The organism is Ignisphaera sp. (assembly GCA_038735125.1).
GTDB lineage: Archaea > Thermoproteota > Thermoprotei_A > Sulfolobales > Ignisphaeraceae > Ignisphaera.
Genome location: JAVYNU010000001.1, coordinates 213,281 through 233,938, shown reverse-complemented (window position 1 = coordinate 233,938; position 20,658 = coordinate 213,281). Strand labels below are relative to the sequence as shown.

Genomic DNA, 20,658 nt, shown 5'->3' with positions numbered 1-20,658 from the left:
TCACCGGGTCTAGGTCTTTACTAGAACATACACATCATTTTCTTCTATACTCCAATGAATTGCACCTTCAGGTTTAGTTGATGATACTATTAATTTAGCAGCTCTTACCTCATTTGCTATATATTTGCTATGTCTTTCTATGGCCTTGGCAACCAGCTCTGATGGGGAATAGACAACAATTTCTTGTATTACATGGTCTACAGGTAAATTAAGCTCTTTTCTATACATCTGTACCCTTCTAATGAAGTCTCTAGCCAGACCCTCGAGAACCGTGTCTTCATCTAATGTGATATCTACAAACGTTTCGTAAGGCTTTTCACACACCTTGACAGCTTTTGGATCAATATAAAGTGTGTTGTTTCCAACTTCAACATCTTTTATATTTGCGTATATCTGGATGATATGCTTCACTTTATTCACTATAACATATTCTTCATCGCTATTTATCCTTATCCAAACCTTCTTTAAAGGCCATCTTCTCTTTACATTATGTGTGGCACGCAATGTTAGAATCTCATCAGCTATTACAAACATGTTGTTGACTGCACCCCACAAACCCTTATCTATTTCAATATTCAGTTTAGGCCATTTCTCTAGGTGGACACTCTCCTTAGAAATTCTGTTGTCATATTTCCTTGTAAATGCTTGGTATAGGTATTCTGAGATGAATGGAGCAAAAGGCGCTAGGATCTTGTAGAGAGTTGAGAGCACTAAGAATAGTGTTGCATATGCTGCTCTCTTCTCTTTTGCCTCCCCCTCGATCCATACCCTAGGTCTTATAATAGTTATATAGCGGTGGCTAAGCGTTTCTGTGATGAAGTTCAGAATAGTTCTTGAAGCAATGTGTAAATCGTTCTCTTCAATAGCTTTCTCTACCAAATTTATTAGATTACTTGTTTCGTATAGTACCCAATGGTCTTCGGGCATAAGATATTTAATATCTTCGTAGATGTTATCAGCATTCCACTTATCTAGTGACATATACGTATCAGCAAAGTTAGTTGCATTCCATAGTATATTCAGTGACGATCTTATGTCTTCAGCTTCATCGGGATCAAAATTAATGTTATCCCATGGAGCGGCTTTCGATGTTAGATAAAGTCTTAATATATCAGCTCCTTTCTTTTCCATAAAATCTAGAGCCCAAATTACATTTCCTCTGCTCTTACTCATCTTCTTACCATACTTATCTAGGACGTGTCCCTGACATAGAACCTTTTTATAGGGTGCTACACCATATAGCGAAACAGATGTGAATAAAAGTGTGTAGAACCAACCTCTTGTTTGGTCAATTGCTTCTGTGATCCAGTCATACGGGAACAGCTTTTCAAACATATCATACTTACCTATTTGATTAAGCGCTGCCGTGTGAGCCATCCCACTATCCATCCAGACGTCAACGACAAAAGGCTCTCTATACATCTCTGCTCCACATTTAGGGCACCTCAAAACAATTTTGTCTATCCAAGGTCTGTGAACATCTATGACCTTGGTTTCACTGAGTTTCTCTAGCTCCTCAATACTTCCCACGGCTATTCTATAGCCACATTTTGAACATGTCCATATTGGTAGGGGAGTCCCCCAATATCTCTCTCTCGATATACACCAGTCTCTTGCATTGGTTATCCAATCCTCAAATCTCTTCCCAGCCCAGTCTGGGTGCCACACAATCTTTCGGTTTTCCTCTATCATCGCATTCTTTATAGGGTCTATTCTTAGGAACCACTGTCTATCAGCATAGTACATTAGTGGTGTTTCACATCGCCAGCAATGTGGATATTCATGTTCTATCTCACCAGCGTAAACAAGAAGGCCTTTCCTTCTGAGATCCTCTATAACATCTTTATTCACATCCTTGAACCATTTCCCACTATATTTCCCAGCTTCCTCAGTGAACAAACCGTTCTTTTGAATTGGTTTGAAAACAATGAGGCCATATTTTTTACTGAGCTCATAATCTTCTGGACCATGAGCAGGTGCTATGTGGACTATCCCTGTACCATCTTCCATGCTAACCCATTCAGCCACTAAGATTCTGTGATTTGAGGGCTCATGGAGTTTATGTGTGGGCACCTCCTCTAACAATGGGTGAACATACTTCTTATTGAATAGCATTGACCCAGGAAATGTTTCAATAACTTCAAAGTCGCTTATCTTAACCTCGTCGATAAACGGCTTTAATCTTTTTTCTGCAACTATCCAATACTCATTGCCAATCCTAATTTTAACGTACTTCTCATTTGGATGAACAGCTAAGGCTTCGTTGGCTATTATGGTCCATGGTGTGGTCGTCCACGCAACGAGGTATACATCATCATCAACTAGTCTAACCTTAAAATAGAGGCTGGGATCCTTGACAAGCTTATAACCCAATGCAACCTCATGTGAACTCAAAGCTGTTTCACATCTTGGGCACACAGGTATTACTCTATAGTCCTCATAGAGAAGTCCTCTCTCCCAACTATGTTTGAGTAGTCTCCATACAGTTTCTACATATTTTGGATGCCTAGTCTCATAGGCTTTATCGTAATCGAGCCAGAGTCCTAGGCGTTCGCTGGCTTTGCGCCAATGACTAATATAGTAGTCAACAAGTTTTTGACACTCGTGAATAAACTTGTCTATGCCGTACATCTCTATGTCTTTCTTTGACTTAAACCTGAGGTTTTTCTCAACCTCAAGCTCTACAGGCAATCCTTGTGTATCCCAGCCAGCTTGATCCCATACACAATATCCACGCATTCTGCTATATCTCAATACCACATCCTTGAATGTCCTTCCTCTTGCATGACCAACATGCATAAAGCCATTGGCTGTTGGCGGCCCCTCTAGAAATCTAAATAGCTGTGTGTTCTGAGAACAACCCTCATTCTTAACCTTATCATAGATTCTATTTAGTTTCCAAAACTCTAAAACCCACTGTTCAACTTTTGAAGGTTCGTATCTGCCCTTAATAGATGGTGTGCTAGATAATGTTACCACCCCCGCATAGACTAAGAGATAGACTCTTTAAAATAGGTTGAATAATATAAATTTTAAGCATTGCATTGAATGTTAGCAAAGCCTTGAACCAGGCTTCGCAACACCATCTACGGTAGCCAGCAGTGGTTTATCTCCATCACATGTAGCTAGCAACATTCCTTGGCTCTCATAATTCATGATCTTCTTTGGCTTTAGATTAACCACAATAATTACTTGTTTCCCTATGAGATCCTCTGGTTTATACCACTCAGCTAAGCCAGCGATTATCTGCCGGGTTTCTGAACCTATGTCGACCAATAGTCTTAGTAACTTCTTAGCTCCAGGTACTTTCTCTGCATACTTCACAACACCTACTCTAAGATCGATTTTCTTGAAATATTCTATATCAACTAGTTCCTGTTGTGAAGATGTTTTATCGCTCATAACTCTTCACACATTTCGATATTAGCTAAAGGAGATTTAAAAACTTAGGTCAAGAAAAATCCTTTTAAAGCGGAGAATGCAAGTGTTGTTACCAATGGGATAGTCAGATTATCCTCGGGGCTAAGCATTTCTATAACTACAGATATTGCAGAAATCAGAATCGATATGAAAGCATTTCTTGTTAAGAGAACCAAGATGGAGGCAAATACGAGAAATGCTATAGCATAGGACTTTATACTATGCTTAAACAATTTTCTGCCCCTTCTGTCAAGTATTGTTACAATAGAGGTAATGCTATCTGTTATTGCTAATGCCAGTATCCCTATATAGACATCGACTCCCCATAGAACATAACTTAGAAATATTGACAACAAAGCAAATGTTATGCTAACATAGCCATATCTTTTTTCATAATCTCTTTCAATTTTGTCAATAAAACTGATCAAATGATCTTCATATCTACTAAAAATCCCATCTAACTCTTTGGCAAGCTCACTCAATGGGGTGTTTGCTTGCGATGAGGATATATATTCTAAAATCTTTTTTCTATAGTCCCTAAACATATTGAGCAATATCATACGTATATAAGGCATTTTTATTTGAATAGTATTGATGAACGCTGATACAAAAAGAAGTATAGAATATGTTAATAGTGTTGGATCTACACCGCAAAACATGTTGCTAACTAGACTCTTATAAGGAGTAGAAAGAGGTAACAACAACAAAAGTGTAAATATTGTGTGTAGGATTTTTCTTACAACCTCAGATTGAATTGAGTTCATCAACACCATCTCGCTAATCCGTAAGTTCGAACTCTATGTACTCATAGCCACTAGTTTTCATTCCTTTCCAACCATATATAACTAAGACATTGTCTCCTACAATATCCCACTTCTCTCCTCCTTCTCCAAATCTTACTTTCAGAATCTTTGAACTTGGTGGAAAAACCCAGTAAGCCACGTAGTCATACTCTGCTGTTTCACTTTCATATATATTTTCATATATGTTCAACCCTTTTCTTATAGGAGCTCGAAACCTTACCAAGAAAACTATGTATGGGTTTTTCCTATTCTTCCTAAACCCAATATCTATCATAATAACCCTTGGGGAAACCTTCACATTATTTACCTTAACAGTCTCAGCATCTAGAAACTGCTGCATATTCGTTAAAAGCTTTGTAATCTCTTCGTCAAAGAGCTCTTGGCTTTTCACTATAGTGTCGTAGTATCCCAGAGGATCGTTATAGTCAAATACAATGTAGTAGGATATGTAATTGAGAGATACATAAAAAAATCCTTGAGCATATAAGGGTTCTACCCTCTTGCTCGCCTCCTCCAAAAATTTTTGAGATGGTCTCATAGGATCTTACCTTGTATCCTATGAGAAAAACTCTTGTAGTGAAGTTGGTAGGGCATAATCCTGTCTATTCTTGTTGATATTGCTTGACATAGACATTGATGAGGCATTTAGGCCTGTCTTAACGAAACTCTTAATCTTTTTGAGTACCACATTGTGATGTTCTCTGCTTGATCTTCTCCAAGCCTCGGCATCATTAAATATTAGAGGCGCAACAACATGTTCAACAAAAACCTCTGCAACGGGGCAGTTATACAAACAGAGTTTACATCTTATGCACTTGTTCTTGTTTTTGACCACTGGGGCGGGTCTGCCATCCATTTCTATTACTTGTATTGCATGGGTAGGGCAATTAGCTTCACAAGATCTGCATCCTGCACAAATCCTCCATCTATACAATAGCTTCAGCAAATCTATGAGCTTCTCTATGCTTTTCTCATTGCTGAATTCAAATATAATCTTGTTATTATAAACCTTGGTCTTTCCATCAAGCCATTCAATAGTTATACCATCTTTATCAGTATAAACATTTACTGGATTTATCACTGTGTATTGATACTCAATAGAACGACTATCTATGGACTCGTCAAAGCTTATTACTATTTTGTTTTCATCTCTTTTAATGTTGGATATTCTCGGGTTTAACATGTTGTTAAAAGACCTCCTCCAATTATCTATTCTATCTTCTACCTTTAATCTCTTAGCCATTAGGGTTCTATATCTTGCGGGTGCGTTCCATCTCCACAATCCATACTCTATCCACTCCTTTGGTAAATCTAGCCTCCGTCTCCAATACTCCAATACCTCAAGCCATTTCGTCCAAAGATCTGGATGGGTCTGGGAAACAAGCTCTAGTTCAGCTAGTGTTGATGCAGGACACATAAAGCACCCTATTCTTTCATATCCCATGAAGTAGAGTGGATTGGCATAGAGCTTCTTTCTGTAAATATAGAGCCAGACCTCAAACTGAGACCAGTCATTTATAGGTGATAAGTTGAGCATTTGCGGTGCCCATCTCAGTCTCCATAGCATTGGACTTCGTGCCCTATCAATGGATTCAAAAGCTCTTTGACCAACAATGTTTAGGGCTCCACTAGACCAAAAACTTTTGACTACCCTGGCAAGTGGTGCAAGCTTGCATATTTTGCAACACCATCTATAATCACGTCCCGGAACACCAAAATTGTATACAGCGCTCCAAAACTTGTTCTCTGCTGTTGCCTCAACTAATTTTAGGCCAAGGTCTTCAGCAACTCTATGTACTGTTTCATATGTTTCTGGAAGTTCAATTCCAGTATTGTTAAACAATACAATAGGTTCGAGTCCAAGGCTTACAGTCAAATGTAATGCTACCATGCTATCCTTTCCACCGCTAAAAGAAGCTACAACAGGTTTGCCCATTTTTTCGACAATTAATGCAATGACTTTTTTAGATCGAGCCTCAACTATGTTTAGATGTTCTTCATTTACCTTCATAACATCATTTAGGGTGGACTTTGCCTCAAAGCCATTGAATACCTTTCCCTCCCCCCACCAACTATGTACTATCAGCTTTCCTTTCCCCTTAGAATAGCCCAACCCCACTACATCGCCGTTTCTTCTCATCAGCAAGACCTGTTTGTATTTCTCGATATCCTTATCAATGCGAATAACATCTAAGGGATTATACCTCGCCTTATCTACAACAACTTTTTCAACGATATCGGAATCTCTGTCTAGAACTCGCAGTGCACCTACCTTGGAAAGTCTGAATCTCCATGTTCGAAGAAACGGTTCAAAATAGAGTCGACCTATTTGAACACCATCAACATAAACCTCCTTCATCTCATCATAATATGGGGCCTTGTTCAACAACATAATAGAGTTTCCTAGGAGAATTTCAATTCCTTTTTCAGTATGGAATTCATTTTTATAGGCTTTCCGAAGCAATATATAGTCTCTATCGAATGCCAGTCTCGCATCTCCAGGATCTGAAAGAGATATTCTTATAGCTCTTGACTTGCATATGGGACAGACAGGCTCTAGAAGAGGCACATTACAGTTGGGACACCAATAAAATTTTTTGGTTTTTGGCCAAAAAATTCTCCTTCCCATAGTTCACCATCTTTTAGGCTTTCTATAATGCTGATAATGTATACCCAGCTTGGCTCCTTTACGATTCTCGCTAAATACATACTTTTATTAGGCTTTTAAATCTAGCATTAACTATTGGGTAGAACTCATTGAGATTAAACAGTGACGAGATGATATACAAGTATTTCGTTGAGAAGGGAGAGCTTTTTAGACTTGTAATGGATTCGAGGCCGATGATGCTGAGGGGTAGGAGAATAGCTAAGGGCATAGCTAAACAGCTGTATATGCTTGGTTTTGACAAGGGTAAGATACTTGATGTAGGCTGTGGAACAGGCAGAATATCTCTTCCACTTGCTGAAATGGGCTTTGATGTAATCGGCATTGATATATCACCTGTATATGTTGATATAGCTAATAAAAGAGCTAGTGAAAAGGGCTTAAAAGACAAGGCGATTTTTTTGCTTTGTGATGCTAGGGAGCTTAGCAAATGCGTGGGGAAATATAAACCATTCGCATCAATAATATTTGTGTGGTCCTCAGTATTAGGATACTATGACGAGGAAACAGATGCTAGAATATTTTCAATGACGTACGAAGTGTCGTCAGATAAAGCAGTGCTTATAATTGCTGATGCTATAAACAAGGAGTACTTGTCCATATCTCAATATGTCCTTGGAATTGCAAAAAGAGCTTTGGAGTACGACAATATTGTGGTGATTGAAAAGACTTTGTATAACCCTGCAACAGGTAATGTTCTTATAAAGCAAGATTTCTATAGAAGAGATGGAAACAATCTCGTATTCTTGGGGAACTCCCATTTTGAGCTACATGTTTATAGTCTTGATGAATTGGTGAGACTAGCTAATAAAGCTGGGTGGTGTCTCTACAAGGTTCTGGTTGACTTGTCTGGCGAAGCGGGATATTCTCCACTTAACTCAACAAACATTATATTCTCGAAATGCAAGCAATAAACTAATTTAGCTTTTCAGGGCATATAACCTATACATATAGAAGAGGAGCCGATGATGAAAGAGCTCCGCGGAGAGGATTTAGTGACATAACCACGACCTCTGATCATGGTGCTAAGGAGAAATGGAGAATGAAGCTTTAAGGTGTTTATCAGACTATATACGCATTGAACCATTGTCGCTTGATTCAATTAAGAAGAGGATTTTAGAAATCTATGTAGAGGATGTTACCATACCAAGATCCATTGCAATGATATCGCCAGAGAAAAGAAGGGCATTCCGATACATGCTAAAGTCTGAGAGAGTTTTTCAATTTGCGGCAACAACGCTTGGCAAAATAGCTAGGCTACCTCCAAAAGAGAGCCTCGATCCTTTCTATGCCGAGTTACTTGATATAGCTACACAAGGACACTACGATGAATTGAGAAAACAGGCTTCAGTCACCGTAAAAATAATCTCTAGTATGTGGAAGGATTACCGTGAAAAGATTTTGAACAGTGGCTCAAACGCAAAGAAAATATCGCAAGAGTTTGTCGGTAGGGTTATCTCTGTTATAAAGAGAAAATTCAGGTTGATTAACATAACAAAAGGCATATCCTATGTTGCCAGAAACACCCCTTGCATAGACTTCAGTAAACCCCTAATAATAGTTGCTGGAATGCCGCAAGTCGGGAAATCAACCTTTGTCAATGTTGTCTCCACAGCAAAGCCTCTTATTTCGCCATATCCCTTCACAACAAAAAACGTTATAATGGGTCATATAAAGCTCGGGGAGCTGGTTATACAAGTTATGGACACGCCAGGCATTTTAGATAGACCTTTGGAGGAGATGAACGAAATTGAGAAGAGAGCTGTGGCAGCGTTAAGGAATCTAAAAGCTGTTGTACTATACTTTATGGATCCCTCTCTAGACTCTTATTACACTTTTGAACAGCAATTAACAGTCTTGACCACTATTGAAAGTTTGGTTGGGAAGGATAGGATAATTGTTGTATTTAACAAAATTGATAAGGTTGATAAACAGTTATTGGAGAAGCGTAGAAAGATTATAGAGGACATGGGGTATAGCAGAGTGATTGAGATTAGCGCTCTTCACAAAATAAATGTGTGGTCAGCCGTAAGAGCAGCTTTAAAGGTATTTGATTCTTTATTTGGCACAAATTATTTGGAACTGCTAACGCTCTACTCCTCCTCAACTACCTCGATATTTGATGATTCCTCATCTTCTTCAACTTCTTCAACCTCCATGTGAATCTCCTCAGCAACGGGTTCAGAGACTTCAGCAGCTTCTGCTGGTTTAGGTTGGGCAGGTTTGATTGTTCCTGAGTAGACCATGTCTAGCAGTTTTGAATAAATCCAGAATTCATCGGCTATAGATGGTATTGTATCAAACTGATACTCAAACCTACATGATGAACATCTTACATAGGCACTTTTCCTTCCACTACTTTTATCTTGCTTAATCTCTATTGAGAGGCCGTGCGGATCTCCACACACAGGGCATTGCTGTAGACTTTGATAAGCCCTAGTCTTCCTAGCTTCTTGCATGAGCTTTTTCATGACCGCAGTTGTTCTACGCCATTTGCTTCTCCTTTTTGCCAATTGTCTCATCCTCCAATTCTCAGTTAAGTAGCTAATAGAGGTAAAACAATATTTATATTTTAATGATACATAGATTATCGATATTAACAAAAGCCGAGGTGTTGGCATACATCTAGGTAGCGTTAGTGCGTTTATGATGAAAACACTTTTATTGCCATTTTAATATAATATAGTTGGGCCCGTAGTCTAGCTTGGCTAGGATGCGGGGTACACGGAACTATCCGTGCCCGACTCGGGACCTATAGGCGGAGATCCCCGTGGTCCCGGGTTCGAATCCCGGCGGGCCCATTAAAACTATCCAACTTCCATTAGGATTTTTCTAAGAATTGTTAGAAGCGAGTTGTAGTCGATATCGTTTCTTAGCCTAGCTATTGCCAGTCTTTCATGTCCTGTGACGTCTTCGGCATAGCCCTGTTTATATAGGCTCATCGATATTGCAAATGCCTTATCGTCTCTAGTCTTTATTGCCACCAACTTTTTCTCTTCATTATAAACAATTGTTGGGCTTTTCAATAGTCGGTATAATGATGATACTATAGCTGAGAATCTGCATTGCCTTGGCAGAGACTTTATTCTTGCAACTCGATAATTAAATACCCTACTAGAGCCTACAGCAAGCTCTTCAGCAATTTCCTTCTCATTGCATAGAGGCTTACTTTTATCTATATAGGCATTTATGTAATCATTTATCTGGAAAGGTATCGCCACATAGGGTAGAGGCGAACTAATCCATCTAACAAACTTTTCCCACAAATCCTTGTTTCTGGTAGCCGATATATACTTTGTTATCTCGACAAGCAATTTAATCAACTTCTTGTTCTCATATCTTTTGCCACCCTCAATGACGGAAACGACATTGACAAAGCTTTCTATTCTTGGTGTAAGCCTGACCCCAATAGATCTCAGAAATGTGTAGACAATTAGTGCTACTGGCGATTTTCCAACAATAAGTTCGTTAACCTTTTTTTCAATGTCCTTATAGTGGATATGTGTAGATAGGTGATGATCAACATAAACAACGTAACTATTCAAATTCTTTAAATGTGCTAAGAACTTATCAACATTTACGTTAAAGGCTATATCGAGAATAACCACATAGTTTTTGTTTTGAGATTTAAAGCTACCCATATTACTTAGGAGAGAAAGAATCGTTTTTGGTGTTGATGGATATGTGTATACCTTTGCCTTGGACTTAATAGGATAGAGACCAGCTGTTTCCTGGGAATAAATTATCTCAGCTGCAGACACAATCCCATCAGCATCCCAGTCAGAAACTACAATAACACTCATAGACCTTAACCAAAGACGGCTTTAATTCAAAATCTTTTCAATAAAAACTTTTAAGCTTAAAACAATAACAATAAAGTTAGTGCCGCGGTAGTATAGCCCGGCTATTATGCGGGCCTGTCATATGCCCCCTCCCCGCCGCCCTCTTCATTATTTGTTGCTGGACTTATAGTAGCTGAAGGGAGTTTTGGTAAACAAAAGTATAAAAATCAAGGTAGGTTTACGTTCACCAATACTGATCCACAGATAATCAAGATAGTTTACGATTTTCTTATAAACGAGTTAGGGATACCGCGTAATAAGATTTATTTATATAACGTTCAACCTCGAAGTAGCTCAAATCGCCGTTCCTGATATAGTGGAATTCTGGCATAGAAAAATAGGTGTTGATTATGATCATATCAAGATATATCCATATAGGAGAAAGGTGAAAAAGATAAGACGTAGAAATATATTCGGAATTTGTCAGATAAGGATAAATGACAAGGATATTAGAAGCAAGATAGAAACATTTATAAGCGCTGTAAGAAAAAATTTAGATTTAGAAAACAAGGCGGGGAGGGGACATATAGAAAGCCCGTGACCCGGGTTCAAATCCCGGCCGCGGCGCCAAATTATTAATTTATATATTCAGTTGCTGGCATATCCATATTTCGGATCTAAACTAGTTTCGATCTTTTGTAGCATGCTAAAGGGCTTAAACATGTATGTGGGCAAATACATAAGGTTGCATAGGATATTGAATCCTGATACAGAAAAAGCTCTTATAGTGGCGCTTGATCATGGAGGCTATGGAATGGTTGAGGGGCTTGAGGATATTTTTGGTATTGTGAAAGCAGTTGTTAGAGGGGGTGCCGATGCACTAATTCTTCAACTGGGTATCATCAAAAGGGTCTATAAGGAAATTGCTGGCAGGGTAGGGATTATAGCTAGGGTTACAGCTCTTTCACTATTTAATAGGGATAGGGGGCTAATCGAAGCACATACCTATGGCGTTGAAACAGCTGCTTCTTTTGGTGCTGATGCTGTTATAGCATCCTTATATGTTGGTGGAAAATATGAGTCAACAAGCATTGAGGCTGTGAGCAGGATTTGTGACTCAGCTGATAGATGTGGGATCCCATGTGTGGTAGAAGTTTTTCCATCTTTAGATAGGTTCAAGAGTTTTGATGATCCAGAGGGTGTGCTAAGGGCTGTGAGAATTGCTATAGAACTTGGTGCTGATATGGTTAAAGCGTATCTGCCTCCAGACACAAAGTTTATGATGGAAGTGGTTAGGGCATCGGCAAATACCCCTATTGTCTTAGCCGGAGGAGAAGCAGCATCTCCAATTGATGTTTTAAGGTTGGCGAAAATAGCTGTGGAAGCTGGGTTGTCTGGGATAGCATTTGGTAGAAAAATCTTTAAGTCGAAAGACCCTGAGAAGTTGGTTAAGGCGCTTAGAGAGATTATACATAGGGGTGCAAGTGTAGAGGATACCGCAAAGATGTTACAATAGTGTTATAATAGGGAGCTGTTTGGGGTTATTCCTCATTTATCTACATTTAATTGTTGTGATCATAGCTATGACATATACAATCTTCTATATGGAATAGAGGGTTTTGTCTAGATCTATAGCACTATCTCAAACCTTTTATTTCCTCTATTATCTTTCTGTATGTTGGAGGCTCCTTTCTTTTGGACACAAATTCTATGACTACATGTTTTGCTCTTGGAACAGCTTTTCTAATTTTCATCTCTATTTGTCTGTTGAAGGCCTCTATATCCTTTATCTTGGTGTCTTCTCCTACCTCAACTTCGAGAATAACCAGATACTCATCTTCTGTTAGCATAACGGCTCTCAATTCATTAACATCTAACACCCCTGGAACAGATAAAGCAGCATTGACCATTTTTAGCATCTCTTCTTTAGGTGGCGCCCTACCTATCAGCATTAGATAGTACCTATAACCAACCGCTATGGAGGACATCAAAACAATTATAGTTATAATAAAGCTTCCAATTGAATCAATAATAGGATTTGCTGTAGCAATGGATATGAAAGCTATCAGATTACCACTTATATCAGCAAAGCCATCCAGTAAGGTAACGGCTGTTGCAATGTCAAAGCCTTTCCTTGCTTTGAATATGAACATAATGTTAGAACTATTCAGTATTAAAGCTATTAGAACAAGTGTTATTGATCTGGGATTAGAATTTATTGCTCTATGGCTTGTGAAAGCATAGATAGAGTTTATGAATGATGTTGCAAATAGAAAACCACCTATAATGGATACAGATATTAAGCCAATGACGTAAAGAGCTCTGCTCATCCCAAAAGGATATGCAATAGTATTTTTCTTTCTATTAGCAATAATCACACCAAAAATTATCAACCCCAGTCCAATTGTATCGCCACAATCATTTATTATATCAGCTATAAGGGAAGCTGAGTTCGTGCCAATAAAACCAATTACTTTTAGGATCAATGTCGCAGCATTGATAACAAATGAGGCATATATATGGTGCATTTCTTCAGAGTACACCTTTATGACAAAATAGTTTGTTGGGATTATAAACTTGTATCTGATTTAAATTTGTTGGAGATTGAGAAGTATGGCACTAGGTGATACATTTTTATATATGGCGTGCTTAATTGTTAGTGTCTGAAAATCTTTTAATAATCTTTGGGGTAGATCCATGGTTAAAATCTACAGTAACAAGATTAAGGACAACATCATTTTACTTCAACTTCAAGATGATGAGACATGGTATTTTGAATCATTGTGGGAGATACCAGAGGGAGTTACATACAATGCCTATCTAATATTGGAGCAAAATGCGACAATACTTGTTGATGGCTGGAAGTATAGCTATGGTGAAATGTTTTTAGAGGAGTTAAGAAAATTTGTCGATTTAAAAGACATCGAATATCTTATTGTACATCATATGGAGCCTGATCATAGCGGCTCGCTAAAGCAATTAATACCCCATTTAAGCAATAAAGCGAAGATCGTTGGACATCCGCTTACAAGGGATTTGATAAAGAGTTTCTATGGTGTCGACGTAAACTTTTATCCCATTGCATCTGAAACGGAGATGAAGGTTGGTAATAGCACAATAAAGTTTTACCATGTTCCATGGCTTCACTGGCCCGAGACCATAGTTAGCCTATATAACAATGAGGTGTTATTCACATGTGATGCTTTTGGATCATTCGGAATACCATCCTCTATATTCTTCGATGATATGCCAAGAGAAGAGCAGGAAAGGTTTTTATGGTATGCACAAAAGTATTTTGCAGATATAATTGGTCATTACATAGACTGGGTCGCTAAAGCAATGCAGAAACTTGGAGAGGTTATCGAAAGGACAAAAATTGTTGCACCAGCACATGGACCTTTGTGGAGAAATGCTCAAAAAATAGTTGAGCTATATGAATCTTGGTCAAGCAGAAAAGGTGTTAAAGGAAAGCTTGTGGTTGTGTACACATCGATGTACGGCTTCATAAAAGAGATGATCGATACTATTGTTAGCGAAGCCTCAAAACTCTTCAATACAATTAGAATTTATAAGTTCACAGATGTACACAGAGATCTTGTAAGTGATATGCTTGGGGATCTTCTGGATGCAGAAGCAGTGGTATTAGCTACAGCGACATATGATGCAGATGTGTTTCCCTATGCGAAGTATTTAATAGAGCTTTTAATAGCCAAGACCCCAAAGAATAAAAAAGTTCTTGTAGCATCTAATTATGGTTGGGGGGCTGTAGCAGGAAAGAAGATTGCAACTGTTCTGCAGTCAGCGGGATTCAAAGTAGTGGATGTTATAGAATTTAGAAGTGGTAGATTGCTAGACAATATAGAGAGATTGAGAGAAGGTGTTGAAAAACTAGCCCAAGAGCTCTAAACAATTTTTCTCAAAACATCTGGCTTATAGCATCTTATTTGAGACAAAATATAGGCAATGTATTCAAATTGAAAAAGTCTAAAAGCAAGATAAGAAAAAATATTTGGAGGCTAAAAATGATTCAAAATAATAAATTTAGAATAGGTAATAAGGATCTAGACAATTTACTGAAAGAAGCTATAGAGATATATAATAGTTATAGAGGAAAAGAGTCTAATGCTAAAGTACTGAAGATAGAAGGGGATGAGGTGTGGGTTGCATTTGAAGGTCATTTTTGCTATACATGTGGCGTAAATGACTGGATTGAGGACTTTGCATATGTGCTTAAAGACCTGGGTATAGAAGCACATCTAGATAAAATTTTAGAGCCAGAGCAATATGACGAGCCGCGGAGAATTGGGATATTCAAAGTCAGGGGTGTTGAGAGAAATGGGTGAGGAGCTTGATGAGAAAGATAAGAAGATAATTGAGCGGCTATCCGAAAATGCTAGGATAACCTATACAGAGCTTGCAAAGGAGATTGGATTAAGCGATGTGGCTGTTATTAAGAGGGTTAAAAAGCTTGAGAATAGAGTTATAAAGAGATATACAATAGTTGTTGACCCTCGAAGTCTAGGGTTCAGAGTAATCTCTTTAACAGGAATTGATGTGGATCCTGACAAGTTGTTTAGTGTAATCGAGAATATCAAAAGTAGATACTATGTAAAGGGTCTGTGGCTAACAACAGGTGACCACCCATTAATGACCATTATATGGGCTAGAGATGAAGAGGAGATGGCTAAGATACATAAAGAGATAGGAGAATTAGATGGAGTGAAAAGGGTTTGCCCAGCCATAGTGCTGAAGACTATAAAAGACATAGAGAAGGGGTTCTACATAGATTAGTCCTTCTTCTCGCCCAGCGTCAAAGCCTTTAATATCTGCATTATGAGATCTTCTAGGGACTTGCCACTCTCTTTCGATATTGGTGGGGATACTTTTTCTCCTCTCATAGCCTTGAGCGCTCTTTCAACGAATTTTTCGAGAATGAGCTTAAGTTCGAACTCATACATTACTCCCTCATACTTCTCCTGATATTTAATGGCATTACTGTCGTCAGCATATAGAACAATTGTTGTTGGCGATGCATGAACATCGAATTTCTTAAATGATTCAGCAGCTGCAGAGGATTTGCATTCTCTCGCAAACCATTCACAGAATACTATAACAAATTTAGTGTCCTTATCCTTCTCCTTGGCCCATTTTTCAACAAATGGATACCAAATTTCATCATATCTTTTGCATGCAGAGCATCTCGCATTGTCAAAATATATAACATATACACCCTTTCCAAGTGGTTCAAAGGCATTTCCATCACTTCTTAGGAGTTCCCATGCTTCAGTTTCAGGATTGTAAAGATATATTCCATGCCGTGAAGAGCTGTCAAGACGCTTGAATGAGACTGTTCTACTCAATAACTTCACCTATAGTGATATACAAGACTACTATTTGTAAAGCCTAATAAATTTTAGTTATAATGGGGGAGGATTAATTGAAGAGATGACTAGATGTGTTAAATAAACAATTTTTGCCCTCGCCATAACAAAATCCTTTAACTTATCCATAGAGATTCCTAACAGATTCTCGTCTTTCCCTTCATGTAGAGTTTTATACGCCTCTAGAAACTTTGAGGTAGAATCTTGGAAAGCAGGATCTTCGATACTAAGGCTTTCAGCTATGGTCAGCAACGATGGGGCGTCAATACCTAGCTTAGTTATCTCTTGCCTCACCTCAATAGCATTTTCCTTGACTATGGTGGCCAACCTCTTCAAGTTTGCCATCTTTAGTTCATTGCTTAGAGTCTCCTTATCATAGACTATTAATTTAAAGTCGGAGTAGTATATTGCCTCCTCAATTCTCTCTTCAAATTCCCTCAGAGACTTAGGTGGAGGGGTAAATGGATACTTTATATATATATCAGCAGCAACATTCTCCTCTTCTCCATCAAAGTATGCCAACCCTGTCAATACCTTTGGCAATGGCTCTTCCTCTAAAACAAGGGAGAGAGCCTCTAAAGAAATGTATCTAAGTGCCTTACTTGGCTTTGAAACAATAATCCTTCTTCCACCAAACATGGCCCTCATTTTATTCTTCAATGTGATATAGTCAACTATCCTCATAGCAACATCTCTTAACACAGTAAAATCTATTCCCAGATTAATCAAATCACTGTATGCTATTTCATCTAGTTGTGAGAGAAGTACAATATCAAGATCATCTGGCTTGTATCCCTCCAAAGCTTTCCTAACGCCAATCCAATCAATGTTTTCCAAAAGCCCGGCCGCCTCAGGCTCGTGAAGAGAGAAGAATTTCTTCTCACCAATCTTCTCAACGCTATACATAATAGTTTCAAATGGTATTCCAAACACTTTTCTAAGAACTATCATGAGAAATGCTAAACCCATTCTAAGTAATGTTGAATCCTCTCTGTCGTCAACGTCAAAGAGCATGCCATAGGTGAAATCTCTATATTCTCCAAATGTGCTAACAGGAACATATATAACCTTCCTATCATAAGTTACAAAGTATCTATCACCTGCTCTAGCAATTCTCGGCTTACTTGATATTAAATGCCATAGAACCCTATTAGGAATTTTCTTCAGCTCTCCAAACCCACTTCTAGGTGTGTATACAATTGCTAGGACATAGCTATGTAGCTTACCCCTTGCTATATCTCTTAGAAATGATGCCTCCTCTCCCCACCTCATCTTAATATATTTGTACTCCTCAAAAGCCTCTGCTAATGCATCGTGAGAAAATATGTTTATCTTTGATAATGGTTTTTCAACAACGCTTCTCACAATCCTTGAGCTCTTACCACTATCAATCCTGATAACCATAGCATCTTCAGATGGGTCTAGACAACCTATCTGAAATCTTTCAACAAGGTCGCAATGTCCTATAGGCTCGAGAGGCCTTATAGAGCCCTCTCCATGCTCCAAATACCTTTTGATTCCATATGGTGGTCCAAACTCGTAGAAGTTTATTCTCTCCCAAATCCATTGAGCTCTTCTAATGCTCACAGAATTGTCTTTCCTAATGACACCAATACTTGCCAAGGTTTCATATTCTTCTTTTGTAAGTTCTGATTTGTACCAAGGCGAAAGGATTTTTGCAATACCTTTAAATAATGCGATGTATTTGTTTCTAGGATTTATAACAGTTTTTTCTAGGGGTAGTGAAAGCCATTTCTCGAATGCTTGGAATCCTTTAGAGAGTAGCTCCCAGTCCCATCGCGAAGATGGTATTACAATGGTCTCTGTAAATGGTATTTCTCTGCGTCTTCCTTTTCTACCCTCTCTCTGGAGATATTCCCTGACATTCTCTGGCAGACCTATGTGCACAACCCTAACTATTGTCCCTATGTCTATCCCTTGCATAAGTGTTCTTGGGCTTACAACGATTTTTATCTCTCCCCTTCTTGCCTTATCTTCAATGGTTTTTCTTAGATCCTTTGATATTAGGTGGTGGTGTGCCGCAACCTTATCCCCTATGCTCTCTCTTAGGGTTTTTGCTATCTCTTCTGCTCTTGCAATGCTTTTTGCGAAGACAAGTGTAACGCCATGGTCTGTAGAGTACTTTGATAAGATCTCATATATGTTTAGAGAGATAGAGGGGGTCTGTATGCCAAGTGCCTCAAGGAATTGAAGGACCTTGTACGCGTTCTTTTTGAAGAAATCGAAGTCCTCTAACGCCCTAACGATATCCTCTGGAACCTCTTTTTTCGTAATAATGTTTTTTACCTCTCTTAGCTTATTCCAAGCACTATATAGATCCTTTCCTAAGATTATGTAAAGTCTATTTTCAACTCTAAACGGTTTTCCTTCTACAATGCTACAGACTCTTCCGGTTTTCTCCCTAAGATATGTACACATCTCATCAGGATTAGCTAACGTGGCTGTTAAAACAACTATCTGCGGTTTTTCATCACTTGTTTCTGCAAGAATTTCAATAAGAGCAAGGAGTAATGCTATACCTCTGGGGGTATAGAAATCAAGCTCATCAAATATAATCATGTTAACCTTTTTAAATAGGCTATAGAGAAGTGAGGACTGGGGTCTAACCAAATATTTTTTTAGTTCATGAAAGAGAAAAGCAGGGTTTGTAATAACTATATCAGCTTCGCCAACAGCTTTTCTAACGCCTTGAACACCAAATCTTTTTGTCATCTCATCTCTGTTAACTGCATCAAGTTGCACCGCTTTTGCACCAATTGCTTTGCAGTAAATAGATATTCTATTGATCTGGTCGTTTGCAAGAGCAAGTGTTGGGTAAACAGCTATTGTCTTGAATTTGCCCTCTTTAAATCTCTTATAGAAGTATAGAAACCATGCCTCTGTCTTGCCAGAGCCTGTTCCAGAAATAAGGACTAGGTTTTCTCCCCTCATTAGAGATTCTAGTGCTTTATATTGATGCTCATAGAGAGGCTTATCTGCAAGCCAAATACCATGTTCTTTGAACTCAGGTACAACATCCTTAAAAGCTATGTGTGTTATCGGTGGTTCGAGAGAAGGTTCAACCTCTTTTATGTAGTCATATCCAAGGTCGTGAAGGAATCTTTCACTGTCAATAATATTCATAATTATCACCATGAAAATCAGTGAGGATTCATGACATCATCTATCAGAGCCCACCACACTCATCACTTAAAATACTCTATGTTTTTCTCATCTTTAATAGCTTTAAATATAACGCTGGTCACACTCTCTTTGATGTATGGGTTCTTCAAGATTCGTTTAATGAATGAATTTAGATCATTAACATCTTTGAATAATGCTAGAATGGCTATGTCGTACTCTCCAGTTACGTCATAGACCCCTCTAACCCTCGACTCTTTGGCTAATTCACGCTCGACATCTTCTATGTGTGCTCCATCAACTTTAAGTAGTATAAGCGCCATAAGATTATATCCAAGCTTTGAATAGTCTATAGAAGCCTCACAACGTTTTATCAATCCTACATCGTAGAGTCTCCTAACCCTTTTCAAAACAAGCGATGGTGATTTTCCAACAGCTTTTGCAATATCTCTAACACTTCTACTACAATCTTCTATAAGCATATTTATAATTGCTTTATCCAAGTCATCTAGCACAATGCTCAAATTCATTCACCACCCTGTAAAGGCTTCAGATGTTTTCAAGTTCAAGCTTAGTAAAAGTTTGTATGACTCGACACATGAAACTCTCTTCTGATAAGTAAAGACCATGGTTAGGTAGATCGCTGGGCACTGAAAGTCTCTTCACCTATCGAATCATTTATGCTACGTAGCATCTGGTGTTACAACAAAGCGACTATGTAAATTGGCATGACACCCTACTCAAGTTCGCTTCTCAAAATGTTCTTCTTAACCAAATTTGATACAAGCCTCCAGAATCTAGACTCATTTAAGGCAGATGTGTCAAAACCATGTTCCTCTAAATACTGTTTTACGCTGTCGAAGAGCGCATCAATGTTGAATCTGTTGATAACACCCCCTGTCACAGTTTTTATAGCTTCCACTACATCTTCATTACTTGGATACTTTCCCTTTTTACTGGATTTACGTCCTCGAATACTTTCTTCGTACTCTTCAATCTCTTTCAGCATATCGCTAGGAACTTCAAACATCTTTTTATTTATATCATCTGACATGGTCTCATATAATTTGTTTATCAAAAGGCTTTATATCTTTATACAAAACTGTTTTTCACAGGATGAGATGTTTATGATTGTTGATGATAACGTTATTTCGAGATACCAAGCTTATGTAATCTATGGGAAGAATGTCAATGAGATATTGCGAAGAATAGCGAATTACCTAAACGGATGCAATAATATTGTTAGTGACATTGAATTGAAGAAGTATTTCGACAATATATGTGGTAATAGCTCTCCCAGCTATGTGGAGGTAAATGATGTGAAAACATTGAACGAGTTAATAATAAGGACAGAAATTAACAAAGGTATTGTTTTGAGGGCTGAATCGCCGAGAGAAGATGTTTATGCAATAACATTTATACCTATTAACCAGAGAAACAAGGAGGTAGCTAGTGGTAAATGAGGT

General features: G+C 38.3%; 19 protein-coding genes and 2 tRNA genes. 9 read left to right on the top strand and 12 right to left on the bottom strand.

All coding sequences use genetic code 11. The annotated features are described in order from the left end of the window. Positions 1-9 precede the first annotated feature (9 nt). The 5 genes from ileS to QW284_01300 form a co-directional block, all read right to left on the bottom strand. On the bottom strand, positions 10-2,979 hold the full coding sequence (gene ileS / locus QW284_01320) for an isoleucine--tRNA ligase (protein ID MEM0338314.1): 2,970 nt from the start codon (positions 2,977-2,979) through the stop codon (positions 10-12). Positions 2,980-3,051: 72 nt separating this feature from the next. After that, the gene (metG, locus tag QW284_01315; GenBank protein MEM0338313.1) at positions 3,052-3,402 is read right to left on the bottom strand and encodes a methionine--tRNA ligase subunit beta; all 351 of its coding nucleotides are present in this window, start codon (positions 3,400-3,402) and stop codon (positions 3,052-3,054) included. A gap of 44 nt (positions 3,403-3,446) precedes the next feature. After that, positions 3,447-4,184: a hypothetical protein gene (locus QW284_01310; GenBank protein ID MEM0338312.1), complete on the bottom strand. Its 738-nt coding sequence runs from the start codon at positions 4,182-4,184 to the stop codon at positions 3,447-3,449. A 13-nt stretch (positions 4,185-4,197) separates the two neighbouring features. Then, complete coding sequence (locus QW284_01305; GenBank protein ID MEM0338311.1) at positions 4,198-4,761, bottom strand: hypothetical protein; 564 nt, start codon at positions 4,759-4,761, stop codon at positions 4,198-4,200. An 18-nt stretch (positions 4,762-4,779) separates the two neighbouring features. Further along, positions 4,780-6,852, bottom strand: a complete 2,073-nt coding sequence (locus QW284_01300) for a phosphoadenosine phosphosulfate reductase family protein (GenBank protein MEM0338310.1) — start codon at positions 6,850-6,852, stop codon at positions 4,780-4,782. A gap of 128 nt (positions 6,853-6,980) precedes the next feature. Between QW284_01300 and QW284_01295 the strand changes: the two genes are divergently transcribed. Then, entirely contained in the window at positions 6,981-7,802 is an 822-nt protein-coding gene (locus QW284_01295; GenBank protein MEM0338309.1) for a class I SAM-dependent methyltransferase, read from the top strand. Between the two features lie 121 nt (positions 7,803-7,923). Beyond that, a complete protein-coding gene (locus QW284_01290; GenBank protein MEM0338308.1) occupies positions 7,924-9,051 on the top strand; it encodes a GTP-binding protein in 1,128 nt (375 codons plus the stop codon). Here QW284_01290 and QW284_01285 read toward each other — a convergent pair. After that, positions 8,982-9,401 carry a hypothetical protein gene (locus QW284_01285; GenBank protein MEM0338307.1) on the bottom strand — a complete coding sequence of 140 codons (420 nt, stop codon included), beginning with the start codon at positions 9,399-9,401 and terminating at the stop codon, positions 8,982-8,984. The two genes, QW284_01290 and QW284_01285, sit on opposite strands and share 70 nt — an antisense overlap. Positions 9,402-9,576: 175 nt before the next feature. Here QW284_01285 and QW284_01280 point away from each other — a divergent pair. After that, positions 9,577-9,689 (top strand) — tRNA-Pro (locus QW284_01280). Between the two features lie 6 nt (positions 9,690-9,695). Here QW284_01280 and QW284_01275 read toward each other — a convergent pair. Beyond that, complete coding sequence (locus QW284_01275; protein MEM0338306.1) at positions 9,696-10,691, bottom strand: hypothetical protein; 996 nt, start codon at positions 10,689-10,691, stop codon at positions 9,696-9,698. A gap of 81 nt (positions 10,692-10,772) precedes the next feature. Between QW284_01275 and QW284_01270 the strand changes: the two genes are divergently transcribed. Both QW284_01270 and QW284_01265 read left to right on the top strand, forming a co-directional pair. Then, positions 10,773-11,300, top strand: a tRNA-Asp gene (locus tag QW284_01270). 91 nt (positions 11,301-11,391) lie between these two features. Continuing rightward, a complete protein-coding gene (locus tag QW284_01265; protein MEM0338305.1) occupies positions 11,392-12,186 on the top strand; it encodes a hypothetical protein in 795 nt (264 codons plus the stop codon). Positions 12,187-12,307: 121 nt separating this feature from the next. On the opposite strand, the gene QW284_01260 is transcribed toward QW284_01265, so the two are convergent. After that, a complete protein-coding gene (locus tag QW284_01260) occupies positions 12,308-13,198 on the bottom strand; it encodes a cation diffusion facilitator family transporter (protein MEM0338304.1) in 891 nt (296 codons plus the stop codon). A gap of 169 nt (positions 13,199-13,367) precedes the next feature. Between QW284_01260 and QW284_01255 the strand changes: the two genes are divergently transcribed. The 3 genes from QW284_01255 to QW284_01245 all read left to right on the top strand — a co-directional run bounded on the left by QW284_01255 (position 13,368) and on the right by QW284_01245 (position 15,461). Continuing rightward, a complete protein-coding gene (locus QW284_01255; protein ID MEM0338303.1) occupies positions 13,368-14,576 on the top strand; it encodes an FprA family A-type flavoprotein in 1,209 nt (402 codons plus the stop codon). A gap of 116 nt (positions 14,577-14,692) precedes the next feature. Next, the gene (locus QW284_01250; protein MEM0338302.1) at positions 14,693-15,013 is read left to right on the top strand and encodes a hypothetical protein; all 321 of its coding nucleotides are present in this window, start codon (positions 14,693-14,695) and stop codon (positions 15,011-15,013) included. Next, positions 15,006-15,461, top strand: coding sequence for an Lrp/AsnC family transcriptional regulator (locus QW284_01245; GenBank protein ID MEM0338301.1), 456 nt, complete (start codon positions 15,006-15,008; stop codon positions 15,459-15,461). Before QW284_01250 ends, QW284_01245 begins: the two co-directional genes overlap by 8 nt. On the opposite strand, the gene QW284_01240 is transcribed toward QW284_01245, so the two are convergent. The 4 genes from QW284_01240 to QW284_01225 all read right to left on the bottom strand — a co-directional run bounded on the left by QW284_01240 (position 15,458) and on the right by QW284_01225 (position 20,246). Then, complete coding sequence (locus tag QW284_01240) at positions 15,458-16,030, bottom strand: hypothetical protein (GenBank protein MEM0338300.1); 573 nt, start codon at positions 16,028-16,030, stop codon at positions 15,458-15,460. The two genes, QW284_01245 and QW284_01240, sit on opposite strands and share 4 nt — an antisense overlap. Positions 16,031-16,087: 57 nt before the next feature. Next, the gene (locus QW284_01235; GenBank protein MEM0338299.1) at positions 16,088-19,195 is read right to left on the bottom strand and encodes a DEAD/DEAH box helicase; all 3,108 of its coding nucleotides are present in this window, start codon (positions 19,193-19,195) and stop codon (positions 16,088-16,090) included. A gap of 62 nt (positions 19,196-19,257) precedes the next feature. Continuing rightward, positions 19,258-19,707 (bottom strand): Lrp/AsnC family transcriptional regulator, encoded by a 450-nt coding sequence (locus tag QW284_01230; protein ID MEM0338298.1) that lies wholly within the window; start codon positions 19,705-19,707, stop codon positions 19,258-19,260. 221 nt (positions 19,708-19,928) lie between these two features. Then, the gene (locus QW284_01225) at positions 19,929-20,246 is read right to left on the bottom strand and encodes a hypothetical protein (protein MEM0338297.1); all 318 of its coding nucleotides are present in this window, start codon (positions 20,244-20,246) and stop codon (positions 19,929-19,931) included. A gap of 73 nt (positions 20,247-20,319) precedes the next feature. Between QW284_01225 and QW284_01220 the strand changes: the two genes are divergently transcribed. Beyond that, positions 20,320-20,655 carry a hypothetical protein gene (locus QW284_01220; protein ID MEM0338296.1) on the top strand — a complete coding sequence of 112 codons (336 nt, stop codon included), beginning with the start codon at positions 20,320-20,322 and terminating at the stop codon, positions 20,653-20,655. Positions 20,656-20,658: the final 3 nt, after the last annotated feature.